This is a genomic window from Streptomyces sp. ICC1, assembly GCF_003287935.1.
Classification (GTDB): Bacteria; Actinomycetota; Actinomycetes; order Streptomycetales; family Streptomycetaceae; genus Streptomyces; species Streptomyces tritrimontium.
In genome coordinates this window covers 6,713,876-6,736,647 of record NZ_CP030287.1, presented here as the reverse complement: position 1 = coordinate 6,736,647, position 22,772 = coordinate 6,713,876, and the positions used below count along the sequence as shown (strand labels likewise).

Sequence of the window (22,772 nt, the reverse complement as noted above, 5' to 3'; positions counted from 1 at the left end):
TGTCTTGTATCTACGTCTCTTCGCCGTACCGGCCGGCCGCTCCGCGATGCGCGTGCAGCGCGGTGCGGGCTGTCCGGTCAGTCGGCGGCGGAGGCGGGCACGGGGACCGGAACGGTCCCACCGGGCTCGCACTCTTCGGGGTGAGACCGCGGCACACGGAGTTCCGTGATGGCGGTCTCGAAGTCTTCGAGTGTGTCGAACGCCTTGTAAACGGACGCGAACCGGAGGTACGCGACCAGGTCGAGCTCCTGCAACGGGCCGAGTATGGCCAGACCCACGTCGTGGGTGGTCAGCTCGGCGCTACCGGTGGCGCGCAACGCCTCCTCGACCCGCTGGCCGAGCTTGGCGAGGGCGTCCTCGGTGACCGGCCGCCCCTGGCACGCCTTGCGCACGCCGGAGATGACCTTGGTACGGCTGAAGGGTTCGGTCACCCCGCTGCGCTTGATCACCATCAGCGAGGCCGTCTCCACCGTCGTGAAGCGACGGGAGCAGTCGGGGCACTGGCGGCGCCGGCGGATCGACGTGCCGTCGTCGGTGGTCCGACTGTCGACGACACGGCTGTCGGGGTGCCTGCAGAAGGGGCAGTGCATGGTTCCCTCACCCTCCTCTTGGCACGACTGAATCACCTCGCGAGACCCCTGAACGGCAGAGGCGAAGCTCTGTCGGGGGGCTCGGGAAGCAGCCACAAGCATATGCGATGCCGAGACCCTCGGCAGACCGAGGACCACAACTTCTGGGTGGCAGCGCTCATCCAACCACTAGATCTTGGGTTGTGGTGGATTTACGGCGCTCCGCGTGTCGCAGCGTCCGATGGCCGGATACAAGGCCTCTCGGTGCCACACTGGGCGCGAACCCGGACGGTGGCGACCCGACCCGGAAGGGTACCGTAAGCCGTGGCCCCGAAGCCGAACCCGCGTTCGGTCCGGATGGCCCGACGGCCAGCCATACACCCCCAGGTATGACCACGCCGGGTGATCTGCGTTTTTTCACTCGAACGTGTGTTTGGCGCAACCTTTCGAAAGCAACTACCGTTGTCCAGCTAGGGAGAACATTTCGAGAGGGGCCGACGTGACCACCACCGCAGACAGTGCCACCATCACTGCCCAGAACCGCTCCCAGAGCCGACTCGAGCCGGTGCATGCCATGAATGACGCAAGCCTGAACCCGGAGGCGGAGCCCGTACGCCCCGCACGCTCGATGCCAGGGCGACCTCCAGGCATCCGCGCCGACAGCTCCGGACTCACGGACCGGCAGCGCAGGGTCATCGAGGTCATTCGCGACTCGGTGCAGCGGCGCGGCTACCCGCCGTCGATGCGGGAGATCGGCCAGGCGGTCGGCCTGTCCAGCACGTCGTCGGTGGCGCACCAGCTGATGGCCCTGGAGCGCAAGGGCTTCCTGCGCCGCGATCCGCACCGCCCGCGGGCCTACGAGGTGCGCGGGTCCGACCAGCCCAGCTCGCAGCCCACCGACACCACGGGCAAGCCCGCCGCCTCGTACGTGCCCCTGGTCGGCCGGATCGCGGCCGGTGGCCCGATCCTCGCCGAGGAGTCGGTGGAGGACGTGTTCCCGCTCCCCCGCCAGCTGGTCGGTGACGGCGAACTGTTCTGCCTCAAGGTCGTCGGCGACTCGATGATCGAAGCCGCGATCTGTGACGGCGACTGGGTCACGGTCCGTCGCCAGCCGGTCGCGGAGAACGGCGACATCGTCGCAGCCATGCTCGACGGCGAGGCCACGGTCAAGCGGTTCAAGCGCGAGGACGGCCATGTCTGGCTGCTCCCGCACAACGCCGCGTACCAGCCGATCCCCGGCGACGAGGCCACCATCCTGGGCAAGGTCGTCGCCGTACTGCGCCGGGTCTGACCTCCCCGCGCCCCCATCCAGCTCCGGGACCCACTGCGCCGGTCCCGGAGCTGCTTTGTGCCTTCTGCCCTGCACCTGGTTGCCTTGCGCGTGCTTGCCTTGCGCGTGCTTGCCTTGCGCGTGCTTGGGCCGCGTCCACTTGGGCTGCGTCTACTTGCCCTCGGCTTGCGCGGCCGCGTCGATCGCGGCGAGCGAGCGGCGGGCCTGGTTGCGGTCCGTGGTGTACCAGAAGTCCGGCAGCGTGGCCCGCAGGAAGCTCCCGTACCGGGCCGTGGCCAGCCGGGGGTCCAGTACCGCGACGACGCCCTTGTCGCCGGTGGCCCGAACGAGCCGGCCGGCGCCCTGGGCCATGAGCAGCGCCGCGTGCGTCGCCGCGACGGACATGAAGCCGTTGCCGCCGCGCTCCTCGACCGACTTCTGCCGGGCGCTCATCAGCGGGTCGTCGGGGCGCGGGAACGGGATCCGGTCCATGACCACCAGCTGGCAGCTCGGCCCGGGCACGTCCACGCCCTGCCAGAGCGACAGGGTGCCGAACAGGCAGGTCTTCGGATCGGCCGCGAAGTTCTTGATCAGCTCGCCGAGCGTCTCCTCGCCCTGCAGCAGGATCGGGTTGTCGAGCCGGCCGCGCAGCTCCTCGGCGGCCGCCTTGGCGCCGCGCATGGAGGAGAACAGTCCGAGGGTGCGGCCGCCGGCCGCCTCGATCAGTTCGGCGAGCTCGTCCATCATGTCGCCGCGGGTGCCCTCGCGGCCGGGGGTGGCCAGGTGCTTGGCGACGTAGAGGATGCCCTGCTTCGGGTAGTCGAACGGCGAGCCGACGTCCAGGCCCTTCCACTGAGGTACGTCGTCGCCTTCGACGCCTTCCGGGGACAGGCCCATCGACGCCGCGACGCCGTTGAAATCGCCGCCGAGCTTGAGGGTGGCCGAGGTCAGGACCACCGAGCGGTCCTCGAACAGCTTCTCGCGCAGCAGGCCAGAGACCGAGAGCGGAGCGACCCGGAGGGTGGCGCCGAAGCGGTCGTGTCGCTCGTACCAGACGACGTCGTACTCGGAGCCGGCCATGATCCGCTCCGCCACCCCGTGCACGCTCTCCACGGCGGCGAGGGCCTGCTTGCGCACGGCGTCCTCGTCGTGGACGGACTTGTCGCGGGTGGTGCCGATCGCCGAGATCACACTGCGCGAGGCGTCCCGCAGGGCCATCAGCGCATAGCCGAGGTCCTCCGGGATCTCCTCCAAGCGGCCGGGGAGCGCCAGCTCCATGACGCGCTCGAAGGTCTCGGAGGCCGTCTGCAGGGAGTCGGCGGTCTTCTCGTCGACCAGCTTCGCCGACCGCTTCACGGCGCGGTTGACCTGGCCGGGGGTGAGCTCGCCGGTGGCGACTCCGGTCACCCGGGAGACCAGCTCGTGGGCCTCGTCGACGATCAGCACCTCGTGCTGCGGGAGCACGGGCGCGCCCTCGATCGCGTCGATGGCGAGGAGCGCGTGGTTGGTGACGACGACGTCCGCGAGCTTGGCCCGCTCACGGGCGGCCTCCGCGAAGCACTCGGCTCCGTACGCGCACTTCGTCGCGCCCAGGCACTCGCGGGAGGACACGGAGATCTGCGACCAGGCCTTGTCGGAGACGCCCGGGGTCAGGTCGTCGCGGTCGCCGGTCTCGGTCTCGTCCGCCCAGTCGCGCAGGCGCAGCAGGTCCTGGCCCAGCTTGCTGGTGGGGGCGGCCGCCTCGAACTGGTCGAAGAGGCCCTCCTCCTCGTCCTGCGGGGCGCCCTCGTGCAGGCGGTGCAGGCACAGGTAGTTGGAGCGGCCCTTGAGCATGGCGAACTGCGGGCGGCGGTGGAGCTGCGGATGCAGCGCCTCCACCGTCCGGGGCAGGTCGCGCTCGACGAGCTGGCGCTGAAGGGCCAGCGTCGCCGTGGCGACGACCACGCGCTCGCCGTGCGCGAGGGCCGGCACCAGGTAGCCGAGGGACTTGCCGGTACCGGTACCGGCCTGGATGAGGCGGTGGGAGTTGCCGTCGATCGCTTCGGCGACGGCTTCGGCCATGGCCACCTGGCCGGGGCGCTCCGTGCCGCCGACGGCGGAGACGGCGGCGTGCAGCAGGTCGGGGAGGGAGGGCTTCGTCATAGCAGTGCCAACCCTACGGGGCGCCACCGACAGCGGCCGCACGGACGGGGGATCAACGCCGGTACAAGGGGTTCGGCACGGTTCCGTGCTGCACGGCGTGCGGGCGGTCGGGGCGGTCGCGGTAGCCGTCCTCGTAGAGGCGGTTCCTGTTGAGGCAGAGCCGGCCGATGCGTTCGCCGAGGAGGTCGAAGAGCGCGTAGCGCTCCTTGAGCTCCGGGAAGCGGGCGTGGTGGCGCAGGATCTCCGCCCGTACGAGGGACCGGAAGGTGTCCTCCGGGACGCCGAGGCGGTCCTCGCAGAGGACGGAGAGGTAGCGGAAGACGCCGACGAACAGCCCGGAGTGGATGAACTGCGGCAGGAAGTCCGCGGGCTCGGTGAGCAGCACCGCGCGGACCTCGTTGGGCATGGCGGCCGGCTCGGGCAGCGGCTCGGCGCAGAGGTTGACGTCGTCCACGAAGTCCTTGACCGCGAGCCGGACCGGGACGTCCTGCTCGTCGAAGATCACGACGGCGTTCTCCCCGTGCGGGGAGAAGACGGTCCCGTAGCGGTAGAGGAAGCGCAGCAGCGGCGGGAGGAGGGCGGCGAAGAGGTGCCGGAGCCAGACGGCGGGGGCGAGGCCCGAGCGGGCGACGAGCTCGGCGGTGAGGGAGCGGCCGCGGGGGTCGGTGTGCGGATCGACTGCTGGGGCAGGCGGAGGTCGGGGGCGGCGGGCGAGGGTGGGCCCGGGTCCGCGTCCGGACCCGGGCCCGACCTGGGCAGTCTGCGGCTCGTGCAGATCGGCGGTGCGTCCTTGAGCCGGGCGACCGCCGAACGGGTGGGCCCCGCACTGGGTTCGGGCCTGCAGCGGGTCTTCGCCATGGCCGAGGGGCCGCTCATCCTCACCCGGCCCGACGATCCGGCCGGGACCGTCCTGGGCACGCAGGGCCGCCCGCTCTCGGTCGACGAGGAGGTGCGCATCGTCGACGCCGACGGCAAGGACCTGCCCGAGGGGGAGCCCGGCGAACTCCTCGTCCGCGGTCCGCACACCCCGCGCGGCTACTACCGGGCGCCCGCCCGCGACGCCCGCGCCTTCACCGCCGACGGCTACTTCCGCACGGGCCGCCTCGCGCGCCGCACCCCGGACGGCGACCTGCTGGTGACCGGCCGCGTCGCGGACGCCCCCGGGGTCGGCTGAGCACGAGGATCCGACGGGGGGCAGTCCGTCGACCCGCCGTCGAGCGGGGAAACCGTTCGTGCGGTCCGACAGTACGTACCGTCGGACCACGAGTCCGCCCGGGCCCGCACGGCGTCACCCCGCACGGCGTCACCCCGCACGTGCGGCCGTACGCGGTCCACCCCGTGTTCCGCCCACCGACCGAGCGGAGAACCGCAGATGGCACACCCCGCCCTCGCCCTCAAGCCCGGCACGGCCTGGCTCGATGCCTGGCAGCGCGCCCTGGCCGTGGCCCCCGAGGCCTTCCAGGAGGACCGCGTCCTGAACCTCTGGGGCGGCTCCTGGCATTCCGACGGCCGCGCGCTGCCCGCAACCAGCCCCGTCGACGGCAGCTCCGTCGCGGGCCCGCCGCGCCTGGACTCCTCCGTGGCCACCCGGGCCGTGCGGGCGAGCCTCGACCAGCACCGCGCCTGGCGCCACGTACCGCTCCCCGAACGCCGCGCGCGCGTCAGCGCGGCCCTGGACACCCTGACCGAACACCGCGAGCTGCTCTCCCTGTTCCTCGTCTGGGAGATCGGCAAGCCCTGGCGCCTGGCCCGGGCCGATGTGGACCGGGCCATCGAGGGCGTGCGCTGGTACGCGGAGCACATCGAGGCGATGCTGGCGGGCCGGACACCGCTCGGGGGTCCCGTCTCCAACATCGCCAGCTGGAACTACCCCATGTCGGTGCTGGTGCACGCGATGCTCGTGCAGGCACTCGCGGGCAACGCCGTCATCGCCAAGACCCCCACCGACGGCGGTCTCGCCTGCCTCACCCTGGCCTGCGCGCTGATCCACCGCGAGGGCATCCCGGTGACCTTGATCAGCGGCAGCGGCGGCGAGCTCTCCGAGGCCCTGGTCCGCTCGCCCGAGATCGGCTGCGTCTCCTTCGTCGGCGGCCGGGACGCCGGTGCCCGCATCGCGACCGCCGTCACCGACCTGGGCAAGCGCCACATCCTCGAACAAGAGGGACTCAACACGTGGGGCATCTGGGAGCACACGGACTGGGCGGCCCTGGGAGCGGTCATCCCCAAGCTCTTCGACTACGGGAAGCAGCGCTGCACCGCCTACCCCCGCTTCGTTGTCCAGCGCACCGCCTTCGACGCCTTCCTCGGCGCGTACCTGCCGGCCGTCGCGTCCGTCCGTACGGGGCATCCGCTCGCGGTCGCCCACCCGGACGACCCGCTGCCCGAGCTGGACTTCGGCCCCCTCATCAACGCGGCCAAGGCGAAGGAGCTCACCGACCACGCTGCCGAGGCCGTCGAGCGGGGCGCCGTGCCGCTCTACCGCGGGTCCCTGGACCCCGGCCGCTTCCTGCCCGGCCAGGACACCTCGGCGTACGTGGCCCCGCTCGCGCTCCTCAGCCCGCCGGCCTCCTCGCCGCTCTACCACGCGGAGCCCTTCGGCCCCGTCGACAGCATCGTCCTCGTCGACACCGAGGCCGAGCTCCTGGCCGCGATGAACGCCTCCAACGGAGCCCTGGTCGCCACGCTCTCCACGGACGATCCGACCACCTTCGACCGGCTCGCACCGCAGATCCGCGCCTTCAAGATCGGGCACGGCAAGCCGCGTTCGCGGGGCGACCGGGAAGAGCTGTTCGGCGGCTTCGGCGCGTCCTGGCGCGGCGCCTTCGTCGGCGGGGAACTCCTCGTCCACGCCGTGACCGACGGCCCCGAGAGCGAACGCCTGCCGGGCAACTTCCCGCAGTACCAACTGATGCCGTAGCGGTTTCCGGCTGCTGCTGCCGCCCCGCTGCCGCCGTCCCGCGTGCCAGGATCGTGCGGCGGGCGCGGGCAGGGTCCGCTGCTGACGGAAGGCGGGAAGTCCTTGAGCGAGGCCGTGGTGCGGGCGAACGAGACGACGGTGCCCATGCTGGCGTGCGCGTCCCCGGAAGAGACCCTGGCGTTCTACCGGGCCCTCGGGTTCGAAGTCACCTACGAACAGACCAGGCCCTACGTGTACCTGGTGGTGGAGTGGAGCGGGTTCGCGCTGCACTTCACCAAGCCGGCCTCGGGCGCGGACCCGGCGAACGAGGACGTCGGCGGCTGCCTCGTCCTGGTGGACGCGGTGGCGCCCTACCACGCGGCCTTCACCGAGGCCATGCGCCGGGCCTACGGCAAGGTGCTGTCGTCCGGGCGGCCGCGCATCACGCGCCACCGGCCCGGGGCGTCCCGCTTCACGCTGGTCGACCCGTCCGGCAACTCGGTCATCTTCATCCAGCGCGACGAGCCGGAGGAACTGGAGTACGGCGGTTCGAAGAAGCTGACGGGGCTGGCCAAGGCGCTGGACAACGCACGCGTCCTGCGCGAGTTCAAGGGCGACGACCGGGCCGCGTTCCGCGCGGTCACCTCGGGCCTTCGCCGCCACGGGGCGGACGCCGCCGGGGTGGAGCGGGCGCTGGCCCTGGCCACGCTGATGGAACTGGCCACCGCCCTGGACGAGGTGGAGCGGATCGAGGAGTGGGCGGCTGAGCTGCGGGCCATCGAGCTCACGGACGCCGAGCGCAGCCGGGTGGAGGGCGAGCTGGGGCAGGTGGCGGCCCTGGAACGGTGGCGGTCCGAGCCCCCGTCCGCGGCCCGGTCCGCGGCCCCGGACGATGAGGTCGGGCCGGGCACGCCTCCCGCGCCGGACTCCGACTGACCGGGGCCCCGACCGACGGGCACCCCGGATCCCGGGGCCGGGGCGCGCCGCTTCGGCGACGGGCCCCGGGCGACGGGCCCCGGGCCCCGGGCCCCGGGCCTCAGCGCGCCGGCCGGCCGGCGGTGACCAGCCACGAGGAACTGCGCAGCAGGACGGAGCCGTTCCTCTCGTGCGGGCGCAGCGCGTCGGTGAGGGTCCGGCGGGCCAGCCGCTGCTCCTCGGGCCCGACCTGGTCGAGCAGGTGCCGGCCGGGGCCGGAGCCCAGCAGGAACCCGGCCGCGTCCTCGGCGTCGCGTCCCCACACCCCGTCCGCGTGGACGCGTACCGCCCGGGCCGCCTCGAAACCGGCGGCGGACAGGACCCGCAGGGTGCGCTCGGGATCGGCGAGCGAGAACATCCCGGGGGACCCCGGGGCGCCGAACTCGCCGACGGGCAGGATGCCGCGCAGCGCGGCGAGGGCCTGGAGCCACTCGTTGCCGTCGGCTTCCGCCGGACAGACGAAGACCAGGCGTCCGCCCGGGCGCAGCGCGCCCGCGATGTTGGCGAAGGCGGCCACCGGGTCGGCGAAGAACATCACGCCGTACCGGCTGATCGCCACGTCGAAGCCGCCCGGTGCGAACGGATGGCTCTGGGCGTCGCCCTGGGTGAAGGACACGTTGGCCGGCCCCTCGTCGCGGGCGCTCCCGCGGGCGCGCTCCAGCAGGGGGGCGGACAGGTCCAGGCCGGTGGCCCGCCCTTCGGCGGCCCGGCGGCCGGCCAGGCGCGTCGTGCGGCCGGCTCCGCAGCCGACGTCCAGTACGTGCTCGTGCGTGCCGATGGCGGCGGCGTCGAGCAGGGGTCCGTTGAAGCCGTCGTTGACGGCGTCCCAGCGGTCCTGGTTCAGGGCCCACTGCGTGCCCTCGTATCCGTTCCACGCCCGCGCCTGTTCGGTGTTGGCCATGTGTTCCACCGGGTTCCTCCGCACTTAGAATGGGCAAGTGCCCAAAGAGTATGGGCATGCGCCCATACTGGCAATCGGTCACCGGTCACCGGTCACCGGCAATCGGCATCGGAATTTCGGAGAGAGGTCTTATGTCACCGCGTGGAGTGGCTATTCCCGACCTGCGCGAACGGCTGTTCGCGGCCGCGGAACGGGTCGTCGCCCGCGACGGCGCGGCCGCCCTGACCAGCCGGGCGGTCACGGCCGAGGCCGAGTGCGCCAAGGGGGTGCTGCACACCCACTTCTCCGGCATCGACGAGTTCGTCGCGGAGCTGGTCCTGGACCGGTTCGCGCGCAGCGCGCGCTTCGCCGAAGAGCTGGCCTCCAAGGCGGGGCGCGGCACCGTCGAGGGGAACCTCGCCGAGGTGGCGCTCGCCCTGCTGAACTCCCTGGACCCCGCGATCGCCGGCCTGGCCATGACCCGCCCCGGAGCCTCGCTCCACACCCGGCGGGCGCTGGAGTCCGGCTCGCCGGGGTTCGCCGCCATGCAGGAATCGGTCACCGCCTACCTGGAGGCGGAGCGGCTGGGGGGCCGGATCGCACCGGACGCCGACGCCGCCACCCTCTCCCTCGCACTCATCGGCACCGTCCACCACCTGCTGCTGACGGGAGGCCCCGGACCCGCGCAGCACGCGGAGACCGCGCAGCCCGCCGGCGAGACGATCCGCCGCCTGACGGCCGTCCTGCTGGGAGGGGCCCGGCACGATCCGAAGGAGACGGCCTGAGTCGGAGCCCGCACCCTCGTGCGTGCGAGGTTTCGCGATCGGCTCCCGCCCCCGACCATGGCGCTGGGCGTCGTCCGGCCGGGCGGGGTCCGTGTGAACGGGGAGGGGAAGACATGCTGCGGTATGTGCGCAGACTGCGGGCCGTGGTGCTGATGTGCGTGGCGGGGCTCGTACTGGCGGGAGCGCCCGTCGCGGCCGCCGGTACGGCGGCCGGGGGCGGGGCCGCCGCGACCGCGGCGAAGCCGCCGTTCCAACTGCCCTTCCCGTGCGGCACGACATGGGAGATGCACACCTGGGCCCACAACCCCGCGCTGGACATCGTGGTGGAGGGCAACACCGGATCCGACGGCCTGCCCGTCCTGGCGTCCGCCGCCGGCACGGTGTCCGCCACCTACTGGAACAACGGCTCGGGCAACACCATTCAGATCAGCCACGGCAACGGCTGGTTCACGGCGTACTACCACCTGAAGGACGACCCGGCGGCCTACGTCAAGAAGGGCGACGCCGTCCAGCCGTCCACCCGGATCGGCCGGATCGGCACCTCGGGGGCCTCGGGCTGGGCCCACCTGCACTACGAGCAGCGGTACTTGGCCACCGGCGGCGACTTCACCGACGAGAGCCACCGGGTGCCCGTCCACTTCGACGGCGTCGAATACACCGGTGCCTCGAAGGACTGGATGAGCGTCACCAGCCGCAACTGCACCGGTACGCCGCCCGCTTGGCAGGACTGCCCGTCCGGATACGTCTGCTTCTACTCGGGCACCGACGGGACCGGCACCGTCTGCCGCTCCGCCGGGAACGAACCGAACAGCACCTGCGGGCTGCGCAAGTCCTTCTTCAACAACGGTACGGCCGACCCGGGTTACGACCACGTACAGGTCGCCTTCCGGGAGGGCGGCGGCGCCTGCCTGCACTTCGGCCCGCAGGAGGGACGCGGGAACCTGCCCGCCGGAGGCCGGACGATCCAGAGCTTCCGGTGGCGCGGCGAGTGCTGAGCACGGGCCGCCGTTACAGGACTGATTGATTCCGCTGGCTAACCTTCCCCCGGCACTCTGGGGGAAGGAAACAGCGTGTACAGCATCATCGTGGTTCCGGGGCCCACCATGTCCCCGGCCGCACAGATCCGCCTGGCACCGGGGCAGACCCTCCGGTTCGGCCGCGGCGGCGAGGGCGACGGCTGCCTGCGCCTACCGCACGCCGGCATCTCGCGCTCGGCGGGGGAGATCGCCGCCAGCGGCACGCACTGGTCGCTCAGCAACCTCAGCCGCTCGTCGACCTACGTGGTGGAGAACCCCGAGGGCGCCGGCGAACACATCAAGATCGCACCCGGGCGGCTCGCCGCACCCGTCCCGTTCGAGTTCGCCCGGATCGTCCTGCCGGCCGGATCCGAGCTCCTCACCCTGGACGTCTGGGCACCGCGCCACGACTACGCCGACCGGAACGAGCCCGGCGACCCCGGCGGGGACCCGACCGTACTCGCCTTCCCGCTCGACCGCTCCAGCCGGTACTTCCTGGTCCTCACCGCGCTCTGCGAGTCCCGGCTGCGCGGCGAACCGCACGCGCCGCTGCCCACCGTCGAGCAGGTCGTCGAACGGCTGAAGCCGCACTGGACGGCCGCGAACCGCGCCGCCGTCCAGTGGAACATCGACTACCTCGCGGTCAAGCTCCGCCTCAAGCCGGGCCCGGACACGGCGGATCCGGGACCGCGACTGGTCGGCAAGAAGGAGACCCTCGTCTCGCTGGCCCTGCGCTTCGACCTCGTCGGCGAGGACGATCTGGCGGCCCTGCCGACCCCCGCGACCGGTGGCGGGCGTTGACCGGGCGGGCGGGCCGACCGGGCGCCCTCGCGGTCCCGCGGGGCTACCGGGTCGGCCCCTGGGTCGCCGGCCGCCTCCTGGGATCCGGCGCCTTCGGCAGCGTGTACGCGGCCCTGCGCGCCGTACCCGAACCGGGACTGCCCGGCCGGGCAGCGCTCAAGGTCCTACCGACGGGCACCTCGACCCCGCGCCAGCTGCGCCACCTGGGAGAGCTCGCCGCGCGCGAGACCGAGGTGCTGCGCCGGGTGCGGACGCCCCGCCTGATCCGGATGTACGAGGTGCTCACGGTCGACGATCCGGACCGCCCCGAACTCGACGGCGCCACCGTCCTGGTCCTGGAGGAGGCCGCGGGGTCCCTCGACACCCTGCTCGCCGGCGGCGTGCCGCCCGCGGGGCCCGTGCTCCTCGCCCAGGTCTGCGAGGGACTCGACCAACTGCACCGGGCGGGCTGGGTGCACGGAGACCTCAAGCCCGGGAACGTGCTCCTGATGCCCGACGGCTCGGCGCGGCTCGGCGACTTCAACATGGCGGCGGAGCTGGAGGGCACCCACGCGTACGCGGCGGCCTTCGCGACACCCGACTACACCCCGCCGGACCTGCTCTGGTCGGAGGTCGGCGAACGCGGGACGAAGATCCGTCCGACGGCCGACATCTGGGCCTTCGGCGTCCTGGCCCACGTCGTCCTCACCGGCACGCTGCCGCTGCCCGGCGGTACGCCGGCGGCCCGCCGGGACGCCGCGCTGCGCTACGCCAGGGGCGAGGAGGAGCTGCGCCTCTCGCCCGAACTGCCCGCACCCTGGCGGGACATCGTCCACGACTGCCTGGCCCGGAGGCACGAGGACCGGGTCCGGCACACCGCGGCGTCACTGCTGTGCCGGGCGCGGGCGGCGGCGACGGCCCGCGCCGAAGGGACGTACGCGCCACCGGCCCCGCGCGACCCGGTCCCGCAGGGCCCGGTTCCGCAGGACCCGGTTCCGCAGGGCCCGGACGCTCAAGGCCGGGGTCCGCGGAGCCCGCTCCCGCGACGACGGCGCCGCGCCCTGATCGCCGCCGCGGCCGCGGCCGGCGCACTCGCGGGCCTCGGGGTCGTCTGGGGCTCGGGACTGCTGCCCCTCGCGGGCGACGGGACGACGGGCTACGACAGGTGCCGGCGCGGCGCCGTCTGCTTCTTCGCGCGGGAGGACGGCCGGGGCGAGATGTGCTCCTGGGTCGACGGCGACACCGACTGGACCGATGCGCCGGCCCCTTGCCCGTGGGCGGCGAGCGGCGCTCCGCGCTCGGTCTACAACAACGGCTTCGACCTCGCCGAGGGAGCGGCCAAGGTCGACGTCCGCTACTACGGGCAGGCCGGCGAGCGGCAGTTGCTGGGCTGCGTGAAGGTGCGCACCAGGACGAACCTCGGCGGAGGGGAGAGCCCGCGCTCCCACGCCTGGGTCCCGAGCTGCTGACCGCCCTGGCAGCACCTCGCACCCTCGCACCCGCTCACCCTCGCACCCGCTCACCCTCGTTCGTGCGAGGTTCCGCCCGGCCGGCTCCTCCGAGAGCCTTGAGGCACATCACACCGCTCTGACAAGGGGTTTCACGATGCGCGTCAAGCGATCCATCCTCGGCACGGCCGGCGTCTGCGCGATGCTGTGCGCAGCGGCCTTCACCACCGCCCCGGCCCAGGCGGCCGCACCCTCGGAGCAGAGCACGGCTGCGGCCCGCGTCGTCCTGACCGCCCCGGCCGCCCCGGCGGCCGCCGACCGTTCGGCGGCCCTGGCCGCCGCCTCCCCGGGCATCTCGCCGTACGCCCCCAGCGGCCACGTACCGCCGGGCGGCGGCTACGGCTGCGCCAGCGGGAACCTGTGCACCCTCGTCTGGGACCCGACGAGTTCGGACTGGAAGATCTTCTACCTGGACGCCTGTCACCGCTACTCGGTGTCGAACTGGAACGGCGGCGGGTTCTACTTCGACAACCAGACCGGCGGGGTCTGGTCCTTCTTCTACGGCAGCGGGGGCGGGGAGCTGAAGCGGTTCCAGCCCGGAGGCGGCCAGCTCGCCTATGACTGGACGCCCGTCTACGCGGTCAAGAACTGCTGACCGGCCCCCACTCGGGCCCAACTCCCGACCGCCCCACGCGGCCCCAACCCCTGACCCGCCCCCACGCGGGCCCGGCCCCGGTCGTATTCGACCGGGGCCGGGCCCGGGGTGTGGCAGGCTGAACCGATGCACACCCCGCACCACTGGATCACCACGCCCATCACCCCGGACCTCGTGCGCGGCGCCCTCGAACTGGAGGAGACCGAGCACGGCCTGCTGCCGCACCGGCTGCCCGCGTGGGCCCGCGCCCAGTGCGCGGACCCGCAGTTGGCCATGGTGGAGTCCCAGCCCTCCGGAGTCCGGCTGGTCTTCCGCACCCGCGCCACCGCCGTCGAACTGGACACGCTGCCCACCAAGCGCGCCTACGTCGGCGCCCCGCCCCGGCCGGACGGCGTGTACGACCTCCTCGTCGGCGGCCGCCCGGCCGGCCAGGCCTCTGTGGCCGGCGGCAACACCCTGGTCATCGACATGGCCACCGGGTCCGCCGAACACCGGCCCGGACCGCCCGGCACCCTTGCCTTCAGCGGACTGCCCGAGGGCGCCAAGGACGTCGAGATCTGGCTGCCGCACAACGAGACCACCGAACTCGTGGCCCTGCGCACGGACGCCCCGGTCGAGCCCGCACCGGACCGGGGCCGCAAGGTGTGGCTGCACCACGGCAGTTCGATCAGCCACGGCTCCGACGCCGCGAGCCCCAGCACCACGTGGCCCGCGCTCGCCGCCTCCCTCGGCGGCGTGGAGCTGATCAACCTGGGCCTGGGCGGCAGCGCGCTGCTCGACCCGTTCACCGCCCGTACCTTGCGCGACACCCCCGCCGACCTGGTCAGCGTCAAGATCGGCATCAATCTGGTCAACACCGACCTGATGCGGCTGCGCGCCTTCGCCCCCGCCGTCCACGGGTTCCTCGACACCATCCGCGAAGGCCACCCCGCCACTCCGCTGCTGGTCCTCTCGCCCATCCTGTGCCCCATCCACGAGGACACGCCCGGCCCCAGCGCCCCGGACATGACCGCGCTGAGCGCCGGACGGCTCCGGTTCGTGGCCACCGGCGACCCGGCGGAGCGCGCGAGCGGGAAACTGACCCTGCGCGTCATCCGCGAGGAGCTGGCCCGGATCGTCGGACAGCGTGGCGCCACCGACCCGAACCTGTACTACGTCGACGGCCGCGAGCTCTACGGCGAGGCCGACTCCGCGGCCCTGCCGCTGCCCGACGAGCTCCACCCGGACGCCGCCACCCACCGCCGGATCGGCGAACGCTTCGCCCGGCTCGCCTTCACCGCGTCCGGCCCCTTCGCGCAGGGCACCGCCTGACCGGTCCGGCGAGTGGCCGGTGCCCCGTATTGCGGGTCAAAGCGCCGGTAGGACCCGATCGTCGCGGATGCCGAGCGGTATCCGAATCATGGAGAATCGCCGGGTGACCACACCAGCGCAGGGCCCACGTGAACGCGGCATCGGACGCGGCGTCAGCACCCTCATCCCGCAGAGCGCCACCGACCAGGCGATGGCGGCACTGACCGGCCTGCAGACCGTCCCGGTCCACGTCGGGCTGCTCCAGGCGGCCGCCCTGCTCCTGGAGGACGCCGCGCGGACGGCCGTCGACGAGCCGACGAGGGCCGCCATGGCCAGGACGGCGGGCATGCTGCGCTCCGCCATGTAGCGGCCGGTCGCAGCACCGCGGACGGTCCGCCCCGGGCCGGCCGGCAGGTACCGGCCGGCCGGGGAGCGGGATCAGCGGGCCCGGCCGAAGAGGCGGTTCAGGAGCGACCGGGGCTTCGGGACGCGCGCGGCACCCGCGCCCGGCGCACGTCGCGCGTCGAGCTCGGCCATGATGTCCGCCTGGCGCTCCGCGGCGTCCTCCGCCGGCCTGGAGTGGAAGTCGGTGGCCGCCTTCAGCATCTCCCCGGCCAGGCTGAGGAAGGTCTCGGGCAGCCACGGGCAGGCCAGGACGAGGCGGGAGAGCGAGGCGAGGATCGTCGCGTCGCGCTCCCGCCAGGCCTTGCCCACGTGCAGCAGGCGGTCGACCAGGCGGGCCCCGATGTCCTCGCGGGTGGTGGGGTCGGCCCAGGCTATGGCGAGGAGGGCGAAACCGGCGGCCTCGTTGGTCCAGTCCTCGGGACCGAAGAGCAGGTCGACGAGCAGGGCCCTGCGGCGGGACGTGGGCCAGGGCTCGTCCGCGCGGTGGTGGGCCAGCCCCAGGCAGGCGAAGACCTGCACCGCCCGGACCCACATCTCGGGCTGCCCGCCCAGTAGACGGGCTCCCTGTTCGTCCTCCAGGGGCAGCGGCGGGTGCACGCACAGGGCCAGCAGGTCCTCGGCGGACAGCCCGGCCAGCCGTACGGCGTGGTCGTACGCGGCTCCGGGCGAAGGCCAGCCCAACGCGGCCACCTGCCGCAGCAGTTCCGAGGCTTCGGCCGAAGGCGCGCCGACCGAGGGGCGGGCGGCCCGCCCCTCCGGGCCGTGGAACTCCCAGAGAACGGTGCTGACTTGGTACTGCGGGATGCGGGGATCGGGAGAGGGAACGGACTGGTAGTCGACCGTCGCGCGCGGGAATCCCATGGTCAGGGCGAGGCGGGTGCTGGGCGGCTCCAGGGCGGAGGAGAGCAGCTCGATCCCGTGGTCGCGGGCGGTGCCGGGCCGGGCGAGCATCTGGTGCAGCACGTTGACGCTCGCCTCGTACGCCGGGTGCACGTGTCCGAGCCACGGCTCGTCCTCGCAGAGCCCGTCCAGGAGGTGGGCGGCGTAGCCGTGGTCGGGATGGGCCCGCAGGTGGTCGGAGAGGGCCAGCAGGTGCGCCGTGCCCCCGTCGACGGCGTGGCGCAGGGCGTGCCCGGCGGGTGCGGCCTTGGGGTGGTCGGGTTCCAGGGCCAGTGCGCGCTCGAGCCAGACGAGGCCCTCGGCGGGCCGGCCGGTCTTCCCGTGGAGCTCGGCGACGTCGACGTACAGGTCCACCCCCGAGGGGTCGCGGGCGATCTCCGCCTCCCACACGGCCAGGGCTTCGGCGGAGCGTCCGGCGGCGTGCAGCGCGGAGCCGAGGACGACGGCCTGTGCGTGTCCGGGTTCGAGCTGTCGGGCGCGCTCGGCCCATGCGACGGCATCGGCGGCGTCACCGAAGCGCCGGGCGAGCGTGGAGGCCATCGCGTGCAGCAGCGAATCCCCGGGGTGGGCGGCGGTGACGGCCCTGACCAGCGAGTAGAACGGCCTTACGGGTTCCCGCAGTCGGGGCGGCAGCGGATCGGGCAGGGTGCGCGACAGCCTCGCGACGGCCTGCGCGACGGCCGCGGGCGACAGTCGGCCGGGAAGCGCGGGGTCGGCCAGCCAGGAGACCACCGCCCACGGGCGGTCGGGCTCGGCGCCCAGCACCGCCGCGAGGGCGCCGAGGGCCGGCTCCCATTGGCCGGCGGCGGCGTGCAGTTGGGCGACGCAAGCCACCGAGCCGGTGAAGGCGTCGTCGGCGAACAGTTCCAGAGCGGCCGCGTGGCCGCCGGCGGCCGCGGCCAGCTCGGCCAGGGCCGCGTAGGCGTCGGGGTGCCGGGGATCGGCGGCCAGCGCGTCGCCCAGATGCCGCGCCGCGTGCCGCAGGTCCCCGCCGTCGATGCTGAGGCGGGCGACCGCCACCTCGCCCTCGGCTTCGAGCCGCTCGTCCATGAACCCGTCCCCCCGTCCTGGTGATCGGTACGAAGGTAGCTCCTGCCGGGAGCGGATCCGGCAGGGGGTCGAGGGTGGCGAGCGCAGGGGTGTGAGGGGGGGTGTCCCTTATAAGTGAAGGACAGCGCGCACACCTCGCCGGCACCTACGACCCGCACAGCGCGGGCAAGGTCCTCTTCGTGGTGTTCGCCGCGATGGCCGAGGTCGAGCGGGAGTTCATCCACGAACGGACCCTCGTCGGCCTGGACACCGCCGCCGCGAACGGCAAGCACGGCGGCCGCCCGCCGGCTGCCGACGGCGACGTGCTCGCCGTCGCCCTGCGGCGCCGCGACGCGAAGGAGTCCGTCACCACCATCGCGTCGCACCTCGGCGTCGGAGCTCCACCCGGATCATCCGGCGTCAGGGAGGACCATTCCACGTCGATCTCAACGCCGTGGAGTGTGCGGGTGTGGTCCGCAAGGTGCGTGAAGATCGCCGTCTGTACGTCCTCAAGGGCCGCGTCGGCGGGCATCGGGACCTTGCCGCATCCGCCACCCGAGTCATCAGCGCTGAACGTGTAGGGCCACACATCTTGCCCCGTCAGCAGGATGATCTCCCTCGGTATGCCGAAGGAAGGTCGCTTCTTCTTCGTCTTGGGTCGTTTCGCCACGGTGCCGTCCAACCTGACGGACCGCGGAGTTCAGGCACCCGGCATACGCACCGCAGCCCCTTCCATGGGCTGCGGACCGTCCCGCTGACACAACTCTGCGCGCCACTGACATCTACTGTGCGCACGACACCTGTCAGGTCGGGCTGAGGAAGTGTCCGTCGGTCCTGATGGCTTCGCCGGTGGTGTTGGTGTTGGCGGCGGAGCAGGGGAAGACGATCATGCGGGCGACATCGTCGGGGTGGGTGACGCTCTGGGTTGCGGCGCCGCCGCCGGCCTTCTCGAGGAGCTGGGCCGGGAGCTGTTGTCGGCGGGTGTGAAGCCGGGCATGACCACGTTGGTGAGGATGCCTTCGGCGGCCGGTTCGCGGGACATGGCGCGGGTCAGTCCGTGCGGCCCCGACTTGGCGGCGATGTAGGGGGCGCTGTGGGGGAAGCCGTCCTCGACCAGGCCGGTGGAGACGTTGACGATGCGGCCCCAGTGCAGTGCACGCCTGTCAGCCACGACAGCACGGGCGAGGAGGTAGGGGCCGGTCAGGTTGGCGGCCAGCGATGAGGTGAACCGTTCGGGTGGCGCGGTCTCGAAGAGTTCACCGGGGTCGGGCCATCCCGGCCACTGCAACGCACAGTTGACCAGGGCGTTGATCGGGCCGAGCTCCCGGCGGGCGTGCTCGACCGCATCCTTCAGCGAGTCGGGCCGGCCGAGGTCGAGTTGCCGCAGATCGCGCGGGCACCGCGCTCTTCCGCCAGGGCGGCGACCTCCTCGGCAGCGCGGCGGTTGGTGTGATAGCCGACGGCGATGTGGGCCTTCTCGTCCGCGAACGCCAGCGCGGTGGCTCTGCCGAGGCCCGAACTGGCGCCGGTGACGAGTACGGCCCTGCCTGCCGATCCCAGGTCCATCTGTTCCCCCTGTGGTGTCGTTGACCGCGTTCACGGACGCTTGTCGCGGATCTTGTGCAGGAGCCGGGTGAGCTCACGGGTCTCCGCGTCGGTGAGTCCGGTGGTGGAGGCCCTGTCGGCGTCCGCCCAGGCGTCGATGACGTCTTGGACCACGGCTTCGCCTTGTGCGGTCAGCCGCAGCCGGGTCACGCGTCGGTCGCCAGGGTCCGCGGCGCGTTCCACGAACCCGGTCCGTTCCATGCGGGTGATCGCTTTGGCAATGGTGGGCTGCTCGAAACCCAGGCGCTTGACCAGCTCCGCCCGGGTGGTCCCGGGATGCCGGTGAACGTCCACCAGTAGGAGATCCCGTCCCAGGTACAGGCCGAGCGGACCCACCCTGACCTGCAGTTGCGCGCGGTGGGCTTGGCGGCCTTGCTGAGCGCGTAACCGACCGGCCCGTTCGCAGCCGCGATCTCACGACCGCCCGTCATACCGGGACCGGTGGCCGCAGCCCCCGCCGGGCAGCGCCGGTGACCCGGGCCCCCGGGAGGTCATTACATCGAAGCACGACCGACGCTCCGGGGCAGCCCGGCGGGACATCTCCGTCGGCTACGGTGCGCCTGGTTCGAAGGCCGGTCCGAGGGCGAGCAAGTGATGAGCGCGGGGAGAGCCCTGCCGGGCGCGGGTGGGATGGAGCGCCGGCTGGGGGTGTCCGACGCCGTGGTGATCGGCCTGGGCTCCATGATCGGGGCCGGGATCTTCGCGGCGCTCGGCCCGGCGGCCGGCGCCGCCGGTTCCGGGCTGCTGCTCGCCCTGGCCCTGGCCGCGGTCGTGGCCTACTGCAACGCGACGTCCTCGGCGCGACTGGCCGCCCGTTACCCGCAGTCCGGCGGCACCTACGTCTACGGCCGCGAACGCCTGGGCGACTTCTGGGGCCACCTGGCCGGCTGGGCATTCGTGGTCGGCAAGACCGCCTCCTGCGCGGCGATGGCCCTCACCGTCGGCACGTATCTCTGGCCCGGGCAGGCCCACGCGGTGGCCGTGGCCGCCGTGGTGGCGCTCACCGCCGTGAACTACGCCGGGGTGCAGAATCCGCCCTCCTGACCCGCGTCATCGTCGCGGTCGTCCTGGCCGTGCTCGCCGCCGTGGTCGTCACCGCCCTGGCCTCGGTCGGCTCGGACACCGCCCGGTTGGACATCGGCGCGGACGCCACCGTCGGCGGGGTACTCCAAGCCGCGGGCCTGTCGTTCTTCGCCTTCGCCGGCTACGCCCGCATCGCCACCCTCGGCGAGGAAGTCCGCAACCCCGCCCGCACCATCCCGCGCGCCATCCCGATCGCCCTCGGCGTCACCCTCGGCGTCTACGCCCTCGTCGCCGTCGCCGCCCTGACCGTCCTGGGCCCCGGCGGGTTGGCGAACGCCACCGCCCTGCTGCCGGACGCCGCACGCGCCGCGGGCGCCGACTGGCTGGTGCCGATCGTCCGCGCGGGCGGCGCCGTCGCCGCACTCGGCTCACTGCTCGCGCTGATCCTCGGGGTCTCCCGCACCACCCTGGCCATGGCCCGCGACCGCCACCTTCCGCACACCCTGGCCGCCGTACACCCGCGCTTCGGTGTTCCCCACCACGCCGAACTGGCCGTCGGCGCCGTCGTCGCCCTGCTCGCCGCGACCACCGACGTACGCGGCGCGATCGGCTTCTCCTCCTGCGGCGTCCTGGCCTACTACGCCATCGCCAACGCCTCCGCCTGGACCCTCACCGAAGAGGAAGGCCGGCCCGGCCGCCTCGTCCCCGTGATCGGCCTGGCCGGCTGTGCGGCCCTCGCCTTCGCCCTGCCCGCGAGCACGGTCATCTCCGGCAGCGCGGTCCTCATCCTCGGCGCCGCCGTCTTCGGCCTGCGCAAGACCAGGAACGACCGAGCCGGCCGCTGAACGCGGAGCGTCACCTCGTTGTTCGATGGCGAGGAGGCGGGCCTCGTCTCGGTGGTGCGGAGACGGCCCTCGTCCAGTGACAGCTAAGTGACACATCACGAGTGGGTCACTGCGGCGCGCATTGTGTCCCTCTTGTCCGATTGCGAGTCAGAACTGCCTGGTCAGGGGGCTATGTTGCTCCTTTCGTATCAAGTTTTGATACTCCATCGACAAGACCGAGGAAGTATGGCTACTCGTTTCTCCACGGCACGCCGCCGTGGGAGAGGCCCCTGGGGGACCTCGCACTGGATAGCGGGCGGGGCGGCACTCATCGTGACCGCCACACTGATCCAGAGCTCCAACGTGGCAGGTGCGGCGCCGGCGCCGACGCCCGCGACGAAGCCCGGCAAGGTGACCGAAGCCGTCGACATCGCGCGCGCCCGGGTGGCCGCCCGTACCGCCGGCCACCGTGTGGAGGCGGTGTCGGAGCGGTCCGAGACCGCCACGACGTGGGTGAACCCGAACGGCACGCTCACGACCGAAGTGGCCGCCGGGCCGATCCGGTTCTACGACCAGCAGGTGCGCGGCTGGCGCGGCGTCGATGTGACCCTGGGGCGCGGCTCGGACGGTTCGGTGGCGTCCAAGGCCCATCCGCAGGGCCTGAAGCTGGCCGCGGGCAGCATCCCGCGCATGGCCAAGGCCGCCCCGGCGGCAGCGCCCGCGGTGAACTACACCAGCACCGATCTGGCCACCCTGGGCGAGGGGGACCAGCAGATCACCCTCAAGTGGAAGGGCGCGCTGCCGTCCCCCGACCTCGACGGGGCCCGCGCCGTGTACACCAACGCCGTGAACGGCGGTGACGTGGTCGTCGAGGCAACCCGCAGCGGCTTCGAGCAGTTCGTCGAGCTGAAGCAGCGGCCGGCCTCCGACACCTACTCGTACACGCTGCCGCTGACGGCCAAGGGCCTGAAGGTGGAACAGCAGGCCGACGGCAGCGTCCAGTTCACCGACCGCAAGACGCGCAAGACCGCGGTCATGCCGACGCCGGTGATGTGGGACTCCACCGTCGACCCCGTCTCCGGTGAGCACACCCGCAAGGTCCCCGTCGCGATGAAGGTGGTCCAGGGCAAGGGCACGGTCGACCTCGTCGTCACGCCCGACGCCAAGTTCCTCGCGGACCCGGCCACCAAGTACCCCGTGACGGTGGACCCCTCCACCTCCTCGCTGGGCAGCGTCTTCGACACCTACGTCCAGCAGGGGGAGACGATCGACTGGTCCAACGACACCGAACTCGACCTCGGCAACCCGGGTACGAAGAACGCGAACGGCACGTTCCGCACCGCACGTTCCTTCATCACCTGGAACACCGCGCCCATCGCGGACGCGCTCGTGTCCAGCGCGAGCCTGAGCCTGTGGAACTTCCACTCCGCCAACGTCGACTGCAGCGCGCAGCCGTGGGAGGTCTGGAGCTCCGGCACCCCGAGCACCGCGTCGCGCTGGACGAACCAGCCGGCCATGACCACCAAGTACGCCACGTCCACCCAGACCCGCGGCAACCCCGGCTGTGCCGCGGCACCCGACGGCTGGATCAACGCCGACGTGACCACCCTCGTGCAGACGTGGGCGTCCGCGAAGGCGCCGCTGTCCAGCATGGGTCTGCAGGCCTCGTCGGAGGCGGTCGTCGGGCAGTGGAAGCGCGTCAACTCCGCGAACGCCACCTCCAACCCGCCCAAGCTGACGGTGACCTACAACTACCGTCCGCAGACCGGGACGAAGCAGGAGGCCGGACCTCCGTTCGTCCAGGACAAGACCCCGGCATGGCGCGTCGACACGACGACGCCGACCCTGCGCGACACGTTCGCGGACAAGGACGGCGACACGGTCAACGGCACCTTCCAGATCTTCGACGCCGCCACGAACGCGCAGGTCGGAAACACGATGGTGTCGCCGTACGTCCCGGCCGGCACTCCCGCCTCGATCGTCGTACCGGCGGGCGTGCTCCAGCACGGGCACACGTACCGGTTCCGCACCTCCCCGTACGACGGAACGCACTACAGCAACAGCTGGTCCCCGTGGTCCAACTGGACGACCTTCACCGTCAGCCCGCTGCCCGACGCCCCGCAGGACGTGCAAGCCGGTGCGCAGCAGACCCTGACGCCGATCCTGTCCGCGGTCGTCACGACCCCGGCACAGACCCGCGTGAGCGCGGAGTTCTCGCTCAAGGCCGCGGCCGGGAATCCGATCCCCGGTCTTCCGCTGCCTCCCGTGTGGGTGGAGAGC

19 protein-coding genes and 3 pseudogenes are annotated in these 22,772 nt (G+C 72.7%); 14 read left to right on the top strand and 8 right to left on the bottom strand.

Going from position 1 to position 22,772, the window contains the following annotated elements:
• Positions 1–77: 77 nt before the first annotated feature.
• Positions 78–590, bottom strand: coding sequence for a transcriptional regulator NrdR (nrdR, locus tag DRB96_RS31570; protein WP_112451531.1), 513 nt, complete (start codon positions 588–590; stop codon positions 78–80).
• Between the two features lie 478 nt (positions 591–1,068).
• Here nrdR and lexA point away from each other — a divergent pair, with 478 nt between their 5' ends.
• Positions 1,069–1,860 (top strand): transcriptional repressor LexA, encoded by a 792-nt coding sequence (gene lexA / locus DRB96_RS31565; protein ID WP_112451530.1) that lies wholly within the window; start codon positions 1,069–1,071, stop codon positions 1,858–1,860.
• A gap of 150 nt (positions 1,861–2,010) precedes the next feature.
• On the opposite strand, the gene DRB96_RS31560 is transcribed toward lexA, so the two are convergent.
• Positions 2,011–3,981, bottom strand: a complete 1,971-nt coding sequence (locus DRB96_RS31560) for an ATP-dependent DNA helicase (protein WP_112451529.1) — start codon at positions 3,979–3,981, stop codon at positions 2,011–2,013.
• Between the two features lie 52 nt (positions 3,982–4,033).
• Positions 4,034–4,651: pseudogene (locus DRB96_RS31555) on the bottom strand (IucA/IucC family C-terminal-domain containing protein); the annotation flags it as partial.
• On the opposite strand from DRB96_RS31555, the gene DRB96_RS31550 reads away from it, so the two are divergent.
• The 3 genes from DRB96_RS31550 (at position 4,571) to DRB96_RS31540 (ending at position 7,813) form a co-directional block, all read left to right on the top strand.
• The gene (locus tag DRB96_RS31550) at positions 4,571–5,155 is read left to right on the top strand and encodes an AMP-binding protein (RefSeq protein ID WP_112453928.1); all 585 of its coding nucleotides are present in this window, start codon (positions 4,571–4,573) and stop codon (positions 5,153–5,155) included. The pseudogene DRB96_RS31555 and the gene DRB96_RS31550 sit on opposite strands and share 81 nt — an antisense overlap.
• 198 nt (positions 5,156–5,353) lie before the next feature.
• Complete coding sequence (locus tag DRB96_RS31545) at positions 5,354–6,898, top strand: aldehyde dehydrogenase family protein (protein ID WP_112451528.1); 1,545 nt, start codon at positions 5,354–5,356, stop codon at positions 6,896–6,898.
• Between the two features lie 102 nt (positions 6,899–7,000).
• The gene (locus DRB96_RS31540) at positions 7,001–7,813 is read left to right on the top strand and encodes a glyoxalase (protein ID WP_204357860.1); all 813 of its coding nucleotides are present in this window, start codon (positions 7,001–7,003) and stop codon (positions 7,811–7,813) included.
• A gap of 100 nt (positions 7,814–7,913) precedes the next feature.
• Here DRB96_RS31540 and DRB96_RS31535 read toward each other — a convergent pair whose 3' ends face one another.
• On the bottom strand, positions 7,914–8,762 hold the full coding sequence (locus tag DRB96_RS31535) for a class I SAM-dependent methyltransferase (protein WP_112451527.1): 849 nt from the start codon (positions 8,760–8,762) through the stop codon (positions 7,914–7,916).
• A gap of 122 nt (positions 8,763–8,884) precedes the next feature.
• Between DRB96_RS31535 and DRB96_RS31530 the strand changes: the two genes are divergently transcribed.
• The 7 genes from DRB96_RS31530 to DRB96_RS31505 all read left to right on the top strand — a co-directional run bounded on the left by DRB96_RS31530 (position 8,885) and on the right by DRB96_RS31505 (position 15,073).
• A complete protein-coding gene (locus DRB96_RS31530) occupies positions 8,885–9,517 on the top strand; it encodes a TetR family transcriptional regulator (RefSeq protein ID WP_112451526.1) in 633 nt (210 codons plus the stop codon).
• Positions 9,518–9,630: 113 nt separating this feature from the next.
• Positions 9,631–10,512, top strand: coding sequence for a peptidoglycan DD-metalloendopeptidase family protein (locus DRB96_RS31525; RefSeq protein ID WP_112451525.1), 882 nt, complete (start codon positions 9,631–9,633; stop codon positions 10,510–10,512).
• A 75-nt stretch (positions 10,513–10,587) separates the two neighbouring features.
• Positions 10,588–11,334, top strand: coding sequence for an FHA domain-containing protein (locus DRB96_RS43295; protein ID WP_162688842.1), 747 nt, complete (start codon positions 10,588–10,590; stop codon positions 11,332–11,334).
• The gene (locus DRB96_RS31520) at positions 11,331–12,782 is read left to right on the top strand and encodes a serine/threonine-protein kinase (protein ID WP_162688843.1); all 1,452 of its coding nucleotides are present in this window, start codon (positions 11,331–11,333) and stop codon (positions 12,780–12,782) included. Before DRB96_RS43295 ends, DRB96_RS31520 begins: the two co-directional genes overlap by 4 nt.
• Before the next feature lie 136 nt (positions 12,783–12,918).
• On the top strand, positions 12,919–13,416 hold the full coding sequence (locus DRB96_RS31515) for a hypothetical protein (protein WP_112451523.1): 498 nt from the start codon (positions 12,919–12,921) through the stop codon (positions 13,414–13,416).
• Positions 13,417–13,542: 126 nt separating this feature from the next.
• On the top strand, positions 13,543–14,727 hold the full coding sequence (locus tag DRB96_RS31510) for a GDSL-type esterase/lipase family protein (RefSeq protein WP_112451522.1): 1,185 nt from the start codon (positions 13,543–13,545) through the stop codon (positions 14,725–14,727).
• A 103-nt stretch (positions 14,728–14,830) separates the two neighbouring features.
• Entirely contained in the window at positions 14,831–15,073 is a 243-nt protein-coding gene (locus tag DRB96_RS31505; protein ID WP_112451521.1) for a hypothetical protein, read from the top strand.
• A 71-nt stretch (positions 15,074–15,144) separates the two neighbouring features.
• Here DRB96_RS31505 and DRB96_RS31500 read toward each other — a convergent pair whose 3' ends face one another.
• Positions 15,145–17,061 carry a tetratricopeptide repeat protein gene (locus tag DRB96_RS31500; protein ID WP_112451520.1) on the bottom strand — a complete coding sequence of 639 codons (1,917 nt, stop codon included), beginning with the start codon at positions 17,059–17,061 and terminating at the stop codon, positions 15,145–15,147.
• Between the two features lie 101 nt (positions 17,062–17,162).
• On the opposite strand from DRB96_RS31500, the gene DRB96_RS46060 reads away from it, so the two are divergent.
• Complete coding sequence (locus DRB96_RS46060) at positions 17,163–17,621, top strand: recombinase family protein (protein WP_275432033.1); 459 nt, start codon at positions 17,163–17,165, stop codon at positions 17,619–17,621.
• Positions 17,622–17,926: 305 nt separating this feature from the next.
• On the opposite strand, the gene DRB96_RS31485 is transcribed toward DRB96_RS46060, so the two are convergent.
• From DRB96_RS31485 to DRB96_RS31480, 3 genes are read right to left on the bottom strand one after another with little or no spacing between them, the layout of a single operon-like run.
• Positions 17,927–18,394 (bottom strand): SDR family NAD(P)-dependent oxidoreductase, encoded by a 468-nt coding sequence (locus tag DRB96_RS31485; protein WP_343234709.1) that lies wholly within the window; start codon positions 18,392–18,394, stop codon positions 17,927–17,929.
• Positions 18,391–18,606: an SDR family NAD(P)-dependent oxidoreductase gene (locus DRB96_RS46380; RefSeq protein WP_343234625.1), complete on the bottom strand. Its 216-nt coding sequence runs from the start codon at positions 18,604–18,606 to the stop codon at positions 18,391–18,393. Before DRB96_RS46380 ends, DRB96_RS31485 begins: the two co-directional genes overlap by 4 nt.
• A gap of 30 nt (positions 18,607–18,636) precedes the next feature.
• Positions 18,637–18,939, bottom strand: a complete 303-nt coding sequence (locus DRB96_RS31480; protein ID WP_162688591.1) for a MarR family transcriptional regulator — start codon at positions 18,937–18,939, stop codon at positions 18,637–18,639.
• A gap of 300 nt (positions 18,940–19,239) precedes the next feature.
• On the opposite strand from DRB96_RS31480, the pseudogene DRB96_RS31475 reads away from it, so the two are divergent.
• Positions 19,240–20,513 (top strand): annotated as a pseudogene (locus DRB96_RS31475) (APC family permease).
• A gap of 312 nt (positions 20,514–20,825) precedes the next feature.
• Positions 20,826–22,613: pseudogene (locus DRB96_RS45225) on the top strand (DNRLRE domain-containing protein); the annotation flags it as partial.
• Positions 22,614–22,772: the final 159 nt, after the last annotated feature.